The sequence below is a fragment of the Paenibacillus sp. PCH8 genome, assembly GCF_002968835.1.
Classification (GTDB): domain Bacteria; phylum Bacillota; class Bacilli; order Paenibacillales; family Paenibacillaceae; genus Paenibacillus.
This window is the reverse complement of record NZ_PKQK01000001.1, coordinates 1,928,476-1,941,173: the sequence shown is the minus strand read 5'-3', so window position 1 is coordinate 1,941,173 and position 12,698 is coordinate 1,928,476. Positions and strand designations below refer to the sequence as shown.

General features: G+C 47.8%; 11 protein-coding genes. All 11 read right to left on the bottom strand.

What is annotated here, in order from left to right:
- Window positions 1-8: 8 nt before the first annotated feature.
- The 11 genes from C0Q44_RS08425 to C0Q44_RS08375 all read right to left on the bottom strand — a co-directional run bounded on the left by C0Q44_RS08425 (window position 9) and on the right by C0Q44_RS08375 (window position 11,630).
- Window positions 9-767 (bottom strand): WecB/TagA/CpsF family glycosyltransferase, encoded by a 759-nt coding sequence (locus tag C0Q44_RS08425; protein ID WP_105406861.1) that lies wholly within the window; start codon window positions 765-767, stop codon window positions 9-11.
- Between the two features lie 8 nt (window positions 768-775).
- Window positions 776-1,957 carry a polysaccharide pyruvyl transferase CsaB gene (gene csaB / locus C0Q44_RS08420; RefSeq protein ID WP_105406860.1) on the bottom strand — a complete coding sequence of 394 codons (1,182 nt, stop codon included), beginning with the start codon at window positions 1,955-1,957 and terminating at the stop codon, window positions 776-778.
- Complete coding sequence (locus C0Q44_RS08415) at window positions 1,933-3,954, bottom strand: DUF5693 family protein (protein WP_105406859.1); 2,022 nt, start codon at window positions 3,952-3,954, stop codon at window positions 1,933-1,935. The genes csaB and C0Q44_RS08415 overlap by 25 nt, the downstream gene beginning before the upstream one ends.
- Before the next feature lie 217 nt (window positions 3,955-4,171).
- A complete protein-coding gene (locus tag C0Q44_RS08410; RefSeq protein ID WP_105406858.1) occupies window positions 4,172-5,893 on the bottom strand; it encodes a phospho-sugar mutase in 1,722 nt (573 codons plus the stop codon).
- Window positions 5,894-6,005: 112 nt separating this feature from the next.
- Window positions 6,006-6,437: a 3-hydroxyacyl-ACP dehydratase FabZ gene (fabZ, locus tag C0Q44_RS08405; RefSeq protein ID WP_105406857.1), complete on the bottom strand. Its 432-nt coding sequence runs from the start codon at window positions 6,435-6,437 to the stop codon at window positions 6,006-6,008.
- 402 nt (window positions 6,438-6,839) lie between these two features.
- On the bottom strand, window positions 6,840-7,064 hold the full coding sequence (locus C0Q44_RS08400; RefSeq protein ID WP_105406856.1) for a DNA-directed RNA polymerase subunit beta: 225 nt from the start codon (window positions 7,062-7,064) through the stop codon (window positions 6,840-6,842).
- Window positions 7,065-7,076: 12 nt separating this feature from the next.
- A complete protein-coding gene (locus C0Q44_RS08395; protein ID WP_105406855.1) occupies window positions 7,077-7,916 on the bottom strand; it encodes a flagellar hook-basal body protein in 840 nt (279 codons plus the stop codon).
- A gap of 312 nt (window positions 7,917-8,228) precedes the next feature.
- The gene (locus C0Q44_RS08390) at window positions 8,229-9,113 is read right to left on the bottom strand and encodes a flagellar hook-basal body protein (RefSeq protein WP_105406854.1); all 885 of its coding nucleotides are present in this window, start codon (window positions 9,111-9,113) and stop codon (window positions 8,229-8,231) included.
- Between the two features lie 102 nt (window positions 9,114-9,215).
- On the bottom strand, window positions 9,216-10,214 hold the full coding sequence (gene mreB / locus C0Q44_RS08385) for a rod shape-determining protein (protein ID WP_105406853.1): 999 nt from the start codon (window positions 10,212-10,214) through the stop codon (window positions 9,216-9,218).
- A gap of 219 nt (window positions 10,215-10,433) precedes the next feature.
- Complete coding sequence (gene spoIIID, locus C0Q44_RS08380) at window positions 10,434-10,721, bottom strand: sporulation transcriptional regulator SpoIIID (protein WP_024632710.1); 288 nt, start codon at window positions 10,719-10,721, stop codon at window positions 10,434-10,436.
- Between the two features lie 171 nt (window positions 10,722-10,892).
- Window positions 10,893-11,630: a M23 family metallopeptidase gene (locus C0Q44_RS08375; protein WP_105406852.1), complete on the bottom strand. Its 738-nt coding sequence runs from the start codon at window positions 11,628-11,630 to the stop codon at window positions 10,893-10,895.
- Window positions 11,631-12,698: the final 1,068 nt, after the last annotated feature.

Here is a 12,698-nt window from a genome sequence, read left to right as displayed (position 1 = left end):
ACCTGTTTTTAACGGACTTTTGTCACGTTTTCTTTGTCCCGCATCACTTTCACAGCGAATTTCGGGAGTGCAAGCATTCGCCCAGCCCGGCTTGGTTCGCGAAGCAAGCGATAGAACCACTCCAGTCTTAACGTTTGGAACAGTTTGGGTGCTCGTTTCGTTCTCCCCGAGATCACATCAAAGCTGCCGCCCACACCCATGGTTACGGGAACCTGCAGTGCAACTTTGTGCTTGTGAATCCAAGGTTCCTGAGTATCTGCCCCACGTGCGACAAACAGAAGATCAGGTGCAGCTTCCCGAATGGACGCAACCACCTGCTCATCCTCAGCCGGACCAAAGTAACCGTCGCGATAACCTACAATACGGATCGCAGGATATTGCTGTTGTAACCGAACTGCTGTTTCTTGAATCACCTCAGGGGTGGAACCGAGCAAATACACACCCCATCGATAGTTTTCTCCAACCCGCAGCAATTCATGTAAAAGCTCAAATCCGGGCACTCGCTCCGCTACAGGATCTCCACAATAGTTCGCAGCCCATACCACACCTGTTCCATCGGGAACAATCAGTTCCGCAGCTTTCATGACTTCCATAATTGCAGGATCTTCCAGTGCGGCCATAACCATAATCGGATTAGCTGTAATCACCTGGTGTGGCTGCTTGGACAGCACAGCTTCCTGAAGAACCTTCACCGTTTCTTTCATTGTCAGTTTGGAAAAAGGAACGCCGTAGATCGAAACGGTAGGTATTGATCCGGTCTGACTCATTTTTTATCTCATCCTTTGCGGCCTAAATAGTTAATAATCTGCTGTGCAGGCACTCTGGCTTCCTGCTTCAGTTGGGTGATACCTTCTTCATGTTCCTTCAACCACTGCGAACGTTGGTCTAGCAGTCCAACCACAGTTTTTGCGAGCTTGTCGCCATCGAGTGTATCCGTATTGCCTGCTGGTTCACTGTCCAGACGAAGCAAGAATTGATCGATTTTGGGATCATACGAAATGCCTACCGGCGGCACATATTGCGAAGCTGCATAGATCAGACTGTGCAGACGCATGCCGATTACGAGATCACACTTGCTGACTTCCTCCAGCATAAGCTGAGGATCGGTCATATCCGGTGTGATGCTAATCTCACTGCCTTTGCTGGTCACATCACCGAGCATTTCCATAAGGAATCGCGATGCCTGTTCATCATTTGGCAAATGAAATGGCAGAAAACGCAAGTGTACAGCTCTTTTGGAGCACAGCTTTTTCAATCCAGCAGCAATGGCAGTAAGCTCCTTACGATCCGATTCCCAGAACCGTACCGATATCCCGATCACAGGAAGCTTGGTGTGTGCTCCAGATGTAGTTTCCACTCGATTAGCTTGAGTAGTACCATTGGCTGAGACTACACCTGCACCACTCTCAACTTTTGCTTCAGGTAATGGCAAGCCCATTACCGGGTCGGGTACGACATGGATCTGATTCCACTGTAATCCCAGCCCCCGTAGATAATCCGCAGATTCTTCATCTCGAACCGATACATATGTGCAAGCCTTAAAGACCGATTTAATCATGGGATTAAACATTTTACGATTCACAGGGCCAATCCCCTGTGCGTAGATAAACGTTGGTTTTCTCAACATCTGAGCCAACTTAATAACTCCCAGATAATAAGGAATGGACTTCAGTCCGGTTGCATCCTGCAGCAGACTTCCACCGCCACTGATCAAACCGTCACTCTCTTTGAGCGCTTCGCGAACTTCCTTCAGCTTCATGCGGTGCACTGAACGTACACCGTACATCGAAGCTGTCCACTCCGGATCACCCGAGAGCACAATCGGCTCAATGGTGATATTCGACCTCTGACTTTCCTCTTCCAGTGCGGTCAAAATCGACTTCAGCACCGCCTCGTCTCCGCTGTTGCGGAATCCATAATATCCCGAGATGACTAACTTTTGAGAAGTGGTGACCATTTTTTCCAACATCCTTCCGCTACTTGCCACACACCCACAGCAACGATACCAAAGATTAAGCCAAGTCCGAGCCCCATCACTCCACGAATAAGTGACAATACAGCCGGCGTATGAATATGTGCGAATGTATCTACCATGGACAACTGTCCCATAGTTGCAATAACGAGCACAAAGATGACTTTACGGTATTTTAAAGCGGCGAACACGCCAACGATAAACAGCGGGTGTCCCAGCATAAATTCTTTGAACCTTGGCCGTACGCCGAAAGTATCCTCCAGCGTTGTACGCAGGAACATCTCGAATGGTGTAACCGAACCCGAGTTGCCTGTACGGCTCAAATAATAGTACCCAACAACAGCAGCAACAAGTGCCAACACAACCATCAATACGTTAATTGGCATACGAAGCATTTCTTTAATCTTTTTGATCGAGAAAGATCCCGACCCACGGTAAAACACGATATAAATTGCCACAAGTCCCATAGGTGCAAAGTGCAGAAGACTCACGCCGCGGAACTGATTAATGACCAGACTATACGTAATGCTATTCAGCAATGCGATGACAAAAGGCACCGCCAGGAATGAAAGAATTGACGTTCTTACATATAGCACCAACGTTTGTTTCAAACGACGTCCTGCAGATGCATCCGGTTGACGCTGTTGCTGATAGTTCACGGTTCGAACGGCCAGCACCATGGCTAGGGTCGGCGCGGCTATTGCCACAAGCAAGGCAATCCCTTGCTCCAGCAAAGTTGGTTTCAAGAGGAACAATCCGGCACTGCCCACCAGAGTAACTACAAATGCAATCAATGTCAGCAGTGGGACAAAATAAGAAACCATTAATGCAATCATCGCAATCGCACCAACTAGAGCCACCAGCTTGGCATAACGCTGAATGGAGGAATCCTTGACTGTGAATGCTTCAGCTTGTCCAAGTTCAAATCCATGCTTCGCCATGCGTTCTACCGCATGACCCGGCTCACCCAAGCTGTTGATCAGATTCTCAATTGGATCTGTAATCATGGCCTTGGCTGTATTCCGGCTAGGCGATGCATTCATATAGAGCATACGAATGTTACGGTCTTTGGCAGCCAGTACAAAACGGTCAGCAATCGTATCTACGTCCAGGTTGGCATCTCCATCACTAAGTGAGTACAGACGCGTGACGTTGTAATCCGTTTTGTAAGCCAGTGTCTGGAAACCAGACTGTGGTTTCTTCAAATTTTCGATCGCCGCCAGACCAATATCATGCTTGTTCAGCAACTGTGCGAATTGGTCGAGGCTCTTCAGCTCTGCATTATCATTGTACCCTTTCACAGCATCACCATCAAACAAGATGCGCTTCACGCCATTCTCCTGGAAGAAGGTAAGCAAACGCTCCATTGATTCCTGGTTATAAGGTACACTGTCCGAAATTCGCGGCAAAATGTAGAAACCTTGATCACGCAGCATCTTCACAGCAACCGGATCGGGCTGCATAGGTTGCATGTTGGCATTCTCCGGTGGAGTCTGCAATATTAAGCCGCTACGACCTTCATACTCCCATGGGACTACAGGGATCTGTCGATCAGCGAACGTTTGTTCAATGATAGGGGTATACGCCTGTGCATTTTCCTCTGTTGTAAATAACACGTACGTGTAATTTGCGTTAGCAGGAATCACATCCTTGGTCAGGTTCGCAAGATCCTGGCCACTGTATACCATCAATCGGCGTGTCTTTCTCAGCTCGTCCAGTGTACTCTCGAACACAGCCATAGTGGTTACGCCTGCATCTTTCAGACGAGTCAATTGTTCATTCATGAAATCTTGCGGATGTGCCTGATATGCGGAGATATCCAACAGACCTCGATAGTTGAAGACAAGCTCCACCTTTTTAGCCGATGATTCCGTCTGCACCCGATCACTGATTACTGGGATGGAAGCAACCAGACCAATAATAACGACGAGCCACAACCACTTCCGAGAAGCGTTATTCCAAAAAAGCCATTTTTGACGCACTACATGTACCTCCTCAAGTGTTGGAACCAAATGCACGTTCAGCTGAAGTCATTCGTTCATTTAACATTCATACATTAGGATACAAACAGCTTGTGTCAACAAGCCCTCTTATATGCCAGAACCATCTAGACTTTTATTTCAAAGAAAAACCCCTCCGCCAACCAACCTTACGGTGCGGAGAGGCCTTCTCATGTTCTTGCTCATTGCTGCGTTCGTGTTATTGTGCGTCTACACGCGACATCACTGTAGTAACCAGCCGCTCGATCCGAGCTTCTGCATCATCCAAGCTCTCTCCACGCACAGCGAAGTATATTTTGATCTTAGGTTCTGTTCCGGAAGGGCGCAAGCAGAACCATGAACCGTCTGCCAAAATGAATTTCAATACGTCCCCCTTCGGGAGACCGTCCAAGCCAAGGGAGTAGTCCAGTACATCCTGTACAGCAATACCCGCTACTTCTTGTGGTGGATTGGAACGCCAGTCGGTCATTTTCGCTTGGATCTGAGCTACGCCGTCTTTGCCTTTCAGCGTACGGGACTCCAGTTTCTCCAGGAAGTATCCGAATTGCTTGTATAGCTCTTGCAATACATCGTAGAGGGTCTTGCCTTGGCTCTTATAATACGCAGCAGCTTCAGCAATCAACATCGAAGCAAGGACAGCATCCTTGTCACGGGCATAGTTGCCTGAGAGGTAGCCATAACTTTCTTCATATCCGAACAAGAAGGTATGACTGCCTGTTGCTTCGAACTGGTTCATTTTTTCACCAATATATTTGAAGCCTGTCAATGTGTTCATCACTTCTGCACCGTAATGTTCAGCAATAACAGCGCCCATCTCACTGGTTACGATGGTTTTCACAACCGCACCGTTGCTTGGCAGTGTACCCGTCTCTTGCAGGCGACTCAGCAGGTAATGTACCATAATCGCACCAGATTGGTTCCCGGACAAGACGAAATATTTGCCATCGTTGTCTTTCACCACAGCACCCATACGGTCCGCATCTGGATCTGTCCCAATCAGAATGTCCGCCCCAACGGATTCTCCGAGCTTCATCGCGAGTGTGAACGCTTCACGTTCTTCCGGGTTAGGGGATTTCACTGTTGAGAACTCGGCATCGGGTTGCTCCTGCTCCGCTACAATGTGCACTTGCTCGAATCCGATCTGTTCCAACACACGACGTACAGGTACGTTCCCTGTTCCGTGCAGTGGCGTGTAGACAACTTTGAAGTCACGGCCCACGCCAGATTGGATCAACTCACGACTCAGACTACGGCTTGCCACAGTATCCACAAATGCCTGATCTTGCTCTTCACCAAGCCATACGAGCAATCCTTGAGCTTCAGCTTCTTCCTGTGTCAGCTTCTTCACATCAGAGAGGGAAGGTACTTCCTGAATGTAACGAATAACTTTCTCTGCTTCATTCGGAACCAGTTGACCACCTTCGTGGTTGTATACCTTATATCCGTTATATTCCGGAGGGTTGTGACTCGCTGTTACAACGATTCCGCCAGTTGCCTTCTGATGACGCACCGCGAATGACAACTCTGGAGTCGAACGCAGGGATGGGAACAGCTTGGCTACAATGCCGTTGCCAGCCAATACAAGCGCAGCATCCAGTGTGAATTCAGGTGAGAAATGACGGGAATCATGAGCAATAACGACAGAAGGTTTGCCTTCTTGGTCACCATGTTGCTCAAGCAGATAACGCGCAAATCCTTGCGTTGCCCGACCTACGGTGTATCGGTTCATCCGATTGCTTCCGGCACCAATGACTCCACGCAATCCCCCTGTACCGAACTCCAGATTTCTATAGAAACGTTCCTCCAGCTCTTTCGGCTGATCCTGCAAATCACGAAGCTCCTGTTTCGTTGCTTCATCAATCGAAGCATCCTCCAACCATTGTTGCAACGTCTCTGCTGCTGCTGTGCTTAACTGTTCCATTCCGATAAACCCCTTCCGTCTATATAAATTCAGGTATACTGAGTTACTCCAGCATCTTGCATCATTCAGTCCGATTAAATTCCTGCATGATGTAAATGCTCACGTTATGTAATCAGCTTGGGTCTGACAGCGCAAACATGATCTCGCCTTCAGCGACCACTTTGTCGTCCACTCGGGCGGTTGCTTTACCTTTACCAATCGAACCTTTCAGACGTGTAATCTCCACTTCCAGGATCAACGTATCTCCAGGCACAACTTGTCCACGGAAACGGAAGTTGTCCAGTCCCGCCAAAAAGCCGATTTTGCCTTTATTAGCTTCCAGGTTCAACATAGCCGCTGCACCAACCTGAGCCAATGCTTCGGTGATCAAAACACCCGGCATTACCGGATACTCAGGGAAATGACCGATAAAGAATGGTTCATTAATCGTTACATTTTTCAAACCAACAGCACGTTTGCCATCCTCCATCTCCAAAATTCTGTCCACCAACAGGAACGGCGGACGATGCGGGATAATTTCTTGAATCTGTTTGATATCGAGCACAGTGTAATCTCCTCTCGGGATGTTTATATGAGAATTCTTCATCATAAAGTTCTCATGTGCGCACAGGTGGTCGTTACGGTTACGGATCGTTCTTTCGAACGATTCCGTCTCCTCCACTGACTTTAGTGCGCACACGAAAACCGGTTATGATCAAGTCGATCCTCATATAAATTTGGTTTTTAATTTAAATTTTGTATGGAAAGCACATTTTCGGTTAACACTAGTAATATCCTTCATGACTGCAGTAGTGAAGGTTAAGATAAGGGGTCTCTCTTCGCGATGACGAATGTCTTTCGCAGGGGAGGCCTCTTTTGCTGTGAAACGTCATCCATCATTATACTGTTTTCAACGTCAAAAAGAAAACTCCTGCCTGCGCAGGAGTTTTCGCTTTAACTCGTTACATTATGGAGCGAACACCAGATTATATACATGTTCCCATGTACTCCATTGCAATACGGAACCGATATCCTGTTTGCCCAGTACCACATATCCAGCGACCATTCCGCCAGCAAGGGCAAGAACAAGCAGGACCGGTATCAGGAACCATCTTGCGATGCGCCATCCACTCTTCTTCTTCTTGACTTCCTTCTTCTCCGGCTTGCTGTTCTGCTGCTGTGTTTCTGTCATCACATTCACCTTTTATGCTCTCATATTGTTGGCAAGACCCAACATGGAATCACTGGACGTTAGCGCCCGTGCCGCCAGCTGATATGTCCGCTGTCCCTGCATAAGCAAAGACATCTCCTGTGTCAAATCCACATTGGATTGCTCCAGATAACCTGCACGGATCATCGCAACCGCTTCACGCGTAGCCGCATTGGCACCAAATACATTATCCTCGGTTAATCCCGCATCCAGACCGAACAGATTATCCGAGTACTGTACAAGCCCCTCAGGGCGTTCGATGTCTACCAGTTGCAGCTGTGCTCCGATGGTTGCGTTCGCTTCATTACCACGACGGATTAACAAGTTACCCTTTTCATCAAAGGCAACTTTGCTATTATTCGGTGCAGTAATGCGGTTCCCTTGACGATCCAAAGCAAAGTGACCTTCGCCATTGACCATTACCATCATATCTGGTGCATTGGGATTAGCTTTCGGTCGTGTGTCAGGTACAAAATGAAATGCACCCTGACGTGTCCACATTTTCTGACCATTCGCTTCAACCGCAAACATGGCATTTCCCTCAATGGCCAGATCTGTCGGAACGCCTGTCTCATTCATACTGCCCTGAGACATATCCTTCGTCACATCAGCCAAACGAGCACCAAAACCAAGGTTATATCCCATCGGTGTCGAGCGTCCATCCAACTTGTACTTGTCCGATTGTTGTTGAACCCGAGTCAGCACATCCTCGAACGCCGCTTGCTTGCTTTTATAGCCTGCCGTATTCACGTTGGCAATATTATCGGAAATGACATCCAGGCGTTGCTGTATCGCGGTCATGGACACCTTGGCACTAATCATGGAATTATTCATACGGTGGTTAACCCTCCCCTTGTTTCCTATCCACCCTCCCAAACCCTCCCTAGTAGGGAGGGCCCCAGATGGCGCTGCCCTCTGGACTCCCGAAACAGGCGGAATAGGTAAGTGGGGTACGATCTTGCTAAGTGACGGTGGTGTGAGTCCGCCGCGACTGCCCGTCTATGATTACCGCCATAGTTTCACATGGCTGAATCATAGACGGGCACGCTCTTGGTGCGGCGTGTAGCTCCGCGTGGTCTCTTCCCTGCTTTGCTTTGCAAAGGGCTGTCGAGACCCTCGCTGCGCGGTTATATTTAAATGTCGGCGTTATACACGCCCGACTTCATTGACGGCTTTATCCAGACTGCGGTCGTAGAATTGCACGACCTTCTGGTTTGCTTCATACGCGCGGAATGCGGCGTTCATATCAACCGTTGCCTGTGAAGCATCCACATTGGAGCCTTCCAGGTATCCCTGACGAATCTGCACGTTATCACCAGCAGCCATCATTCGGGCAGTTGCCCCATTTTTATCACTGAGGCTGAAATTGCCATCCCCTTGACGAACCAGTTGATTCGGCTGGTCAATGACACTAATACCGAGTGTAACACCTGTTGGTACACCCGTTGCTGTATTGATTAGACGACCTTGCTCATCCACTTTAAATTGCTCTACCGAACCTGTCAACACAACAGGTTGTCCATTATTATCCAACACCTGTGAGCCTGTCGAACTTAGCAATTGTCCTGTGCCTGTAACGTCAAAGTGACCATCGCGTGTATATCGTGTGTTACCTTCAGCATCCTGAACTGCAAAATATGCTTGAGGTTGGTAAGTTACCGTGCCATCGGCCCGTACAAATTTGCCTGAAGCATCAAACGGGACAGGTTGTCCAGTCTGCGGATCATTAACCGTCATATTGGAGGAAATGGAAAAATCATTTTTCTGTCCAGTCTCCATAAGGGTCCCCTGCACATTCATGGACAAACTCTCTTCCGCGAACACCCCCGTGTTCAGCTTGCCCAGCCGCTTTGTCGGAAGATTCGGATCTCCGCCTACCAAGGTAATGAGCATTTCCGGGAAAGAACGGCTTACGCTGTTCACCTGTTTGTATCCCGTCGTGTTCGTATTAACAATATTCTGCGTAGCTGTGTCATGGCGGCGTTGTTGCGTAATCATTCCCGCAGTAGCGGTGTACAGACCTCTTAACATGAATTAACCCCTCTCCTCAAGCGCTTGTCCTGCATAACAGGTTAGCTGCTTGTCCGTTCTGCTTCCCGAGCATGGCGAACCTTTGCTTTTTATATCGGCAGATTAGAACTTTTTCTTAACCACCTGATCCAAATTATTAAGCATAATGCCTGTCCCCTTCACGACACAATGCATTGGATCTTCCGCAACCCATACCGGTACATGCAATTCATTGGACAAAAGCTCGTCCAGTCCGTTCAGCAATGCGCCTCCGCCCGTCAATACCACACCACGATCGATAATGTCTGCTGACAGTTCCGGCGGTGTACGTTCCAATACGGATTTGGCTGCAACGATGATGGATTGCACGGAATCCCAGAGTGCTTCCTGTATTTCATTTCCCGATACCGTTACGGTAACAGGCAGACCAGATACCATATCACGTCCGCGTATATCCATCTCGGATTGGCGTCCACTTGGGTTCACTGAACCAATGGCAATCTTGATATCTTCAGCGGTCCGTTCACCGATCATGAGCTTGTACTTGGCTTTGATAAACTTGATTATTGCTTCATCGAACTTGTCCCCTGCGACTTTAATAGAAGAGGCGGTGACTACGTCGCCCATAGACAGGACTGCAACGTCAGTCGTTCCGCCGCCGATATCCACGACCATATTGCCGCTCGGCTGAAAGATATCCATCCCCGCACCGATCGCTGCCGCTTTTGGCTCTTCTTCCAGAAACACTTCTTTGGCACCGCTGCGCTCCGCAGCCTCGCGGATGGCCTTCTGCTCCACGGAAGTAATATTCGTCGGTGCACAGATCAGAATTCGCGGGTGGCTGTACCAGCTTCTTGCACCCACACGATTAATGAAATGTCTGAGCATCGCTTCCGTAATCTCGAAGTCCGCAATAACACCGTCACGCAACGGTCTAATGGCAACAATGTTACCTGGAGTACGCCCCACCATACGACGCGCTTCTTCCCCAACAGCAAGGACCCGCTTCGTATCTCTTTCAATGGTCACGACGGAAGGTTCATCGAGGACAACCCCACTTCCTTTCACGTGAATAAGCACGTTAGCCGTGCCAAGATCAATACCGATATCCTTGCTAAACATAAAAGAGCCCCCAAAGTGATATTATTTGGTCAGCGTATCCTGTGAAAAAGAGTCCCTTATCACGTCACCGCTCGTTCGACAAAGTGCAACATATATATGTAAAAATCGGGCTGATAAGATGTCATAATTCGATCCTGTACCAGCTTTTAACATATCATACTTCAGGGGAGGGATTCAATGCATGTGTGAGCTTTTTGGCCTACGTCTTTGTGAAGATGCTTACGATTTGGCGGAAGCCAACACCTCACGTTTCTTGCCACTCGTTTTTTTGTATTTAATTTTGGTCGCTTCACCACCCCGCAAATGGCGGATCGACTTATGGTACTCCAAAATGTGTTTCACCTGGTCAGCAAGATCAGGGTTGATTTCCGGCAGACGCTCCGTCAGATCCTTATGCACAGTACTCTTTGACACGCCGAATTCCTTGGCAATGGTACGGACCGTATTCCTCGTCTCAACAATGCAGCGACCAATTTTGATGGTCCGTTCCTTGATGTAATCGTGCACGCTCCCGCCTCCCTACTGTGTGGATAGTTTGGTACATTATATGAGGAGCATGCCTATATATTCGCGGTTTAGAGGTGTGACAAGCTTCGAAGGTCCCATTATTTTCTGAAAAGCACAAAAAGAGCAGAGGTTTATCCCCTCTGCCCATCATGTTGCTGCGGTAAAAATCATTTATTTTTTCGGAAGATATCCTTGCGGGTTAACCGGCTGTCCGTCTTCGTACACTTCAAAGTGAAGGTGGTTGCCAAGCGTTTTTCCCAATTCATTGACGCCAGCAGATGCAATCGCATCTCCTTGTTTCACTTCGTCGTCCTGTTTCACTTTGACGTCTGCCAAGCTTTGGTACACCGTCTTCAGGTTATCGCTGTGTGTGATTTCCACAACCTGACCTGTGAGAGGGTTCTGCTCCACCCGTGTGACTTTACCGCCAAGCGCTGCTTTGACTTCAAACGTTTTGTTATCGCCACGTGCCAGATCCACACCCGTGTTCGGGATGAATGTATCATTGTACTGAACCATCGCCGCTTCATGTTCTTCGGTTGAAGCTTCGTTGTCATAGAATGGCTTAACTACTGAAATTTCGGACGGCACTGCTACAGGCCAACCAAAATTCTCCGACTTTGCAACAACTTCCACACTTTCCTGTTCTCCGCCAACTGCTGTTTCTTCTGTACTCGCTGCACCTGTTTCGACCACTCCGTTAGCAGAGTCCGGGTTCATAGCTTTGTCGCCTGTGCCCTGGTAGACCCACACTAATGTTAGTATAATACCTGCTGCTGCGATGTAGGCTGCCGGAAAGACCCAACGTTTGGACATTGCTCTTCTCCATGAAGAGGGCTGGCTAGCCGGTACTCCTTGTGTTGTTTTAGGAGTTTCTTCTTGGACTGTTTTTTTGTTTTGTTCATTCATCTTGATCACCTCAGTAACAAGTGTTACCGGGTGCAACTCTTTTATACACGCGCGACTCTAATTATTTTCACAGAGGTTTCAGAGAGTGCTATATAGGGTGGAGATGTGCAGCGGGTACGTGCGCCGCTCCGGGGCCAGAAAACCTTTCGACCGGCTGTTACTACCGGATTTCATCTATCACCTTCTTCAAAGGTGAAATCTTGTAGTAAAGATAGATATGTTTATGCTTCCGATGCAGCTTTCTTTCCGAAAGCTTTTAGCTGCGATTCTACAGGTCTTTTCTGTCCCCTGCGCTACCCGTACGCTCGCACTCTCCGCATATATAGCCAAGTCTAAAAATTTCCGGAAAGGGCGGGTGGTAAAAAGAGCGAATTGGCTTTAATGACCAATCCTTCTATGAAGTGAGTTTATGAGATGATGAGATAATGCTGAAGTTTATATAACCATATAGAATGAAGCGGCATCAGACCCGATATGTTTGGAGAACGACTGTATAGTTTGTTTGCTTAGGTAGAGTCGAATTATAATCAAGATCCTTTTTGCGTCTCTTCATTTTGAGCTTGAATTTTTGGAATTACAGTTTGGACTTGAATGTTGAAATTATGATTTTGGTTGGAATTATGGTTTTGGTTTAAATTGGGCTGTTTATTATATTGGTTTGGTTCGTTATGTTGAAGTTAACTCTAATAGAATATTTCTAACGAACTCAGGCGCCCTTATTGATGGTAAAACAGCAACCTAGAAAATGTAACGAATCGTAAACACGCTAATCATCCATTTTAGGGCTATTATCAGTCCAAATCCGTGATATATGGTGATATAGCGTGTCTGAGATTCGTTAGGTTTTCCATTCATACATAATGGGGCTAATAAGGTGTCTGAAGTTCGTTAGCCCTCCAAAGGTGAACGAAGACCTGCACAGACTCACGATTAAATACTAACTAAACAACAGCCTAAACTGTTGCCCTGCCCATATCCTTCTTCTTCGTCAGCTTGCCACTTGTCTTGTACTCTTGCCCTTGTCTTAACTCGCTCTTATCTTCGCTCTTGCTCTTTGTTCTTGCTCCT

Coding starts and splice junctions, on each gene's coding strand:
- C0Q44_RS08425 (WP_105406861.1), bottom strand. CDS start 767: ATGAGTCAGACCGGATCAATACCTACCGTTTCGATCTACGGCGTTCCT.
- csaB (WP_105406860.1), bottom strand. CDS start 1,957: ATGGTCACCACTTCTCAAAAGTTAGTCATCTCGGGATATTATGGATTC.
- C0Q44_RS08410 (WP_105406858.1), bottom strand. CDS start 5,893: ATGGAACAGTTAAGCACAGCAGCAGCAGAGACGTTGCAACAATGGTTG.
- C0Q44_RS08400 (WP_105406856.1), bottom strand. CDS start 7,064: ATGACAGAAACACAGCAGCAGAACAGCAAGCCGGAGAAGAAGGAAGTC.
- C0Q44_RS08395 (WP_105406855.1), bottom strand. CDS start 7,916: ATGAATAATTCCATGATTAGTGCCAAGGTGTCCATGACCGCGATACAG.
- C0Q44_RS08390 (WP_105406854.1), bottom strand. CDS start 9,113: ATGTTAAGAGGTCTGTACACCGCTACTGCGGGAATGATTACGCAACAA.
- mreB (WP_105406853.1), bottom strand. CDS start 10,214: ATGTTTAGCAAGGATATCGGTATTGATCTTGGCACGGCTAACGTGCTT.
- C0Q44_RS08375 (WP_105406852.1), bottom strand. CDS start 11,630: ATGAATGAACAAAACAAAAAAACAGTCCAAGAAGAAACTCCTAAAACA.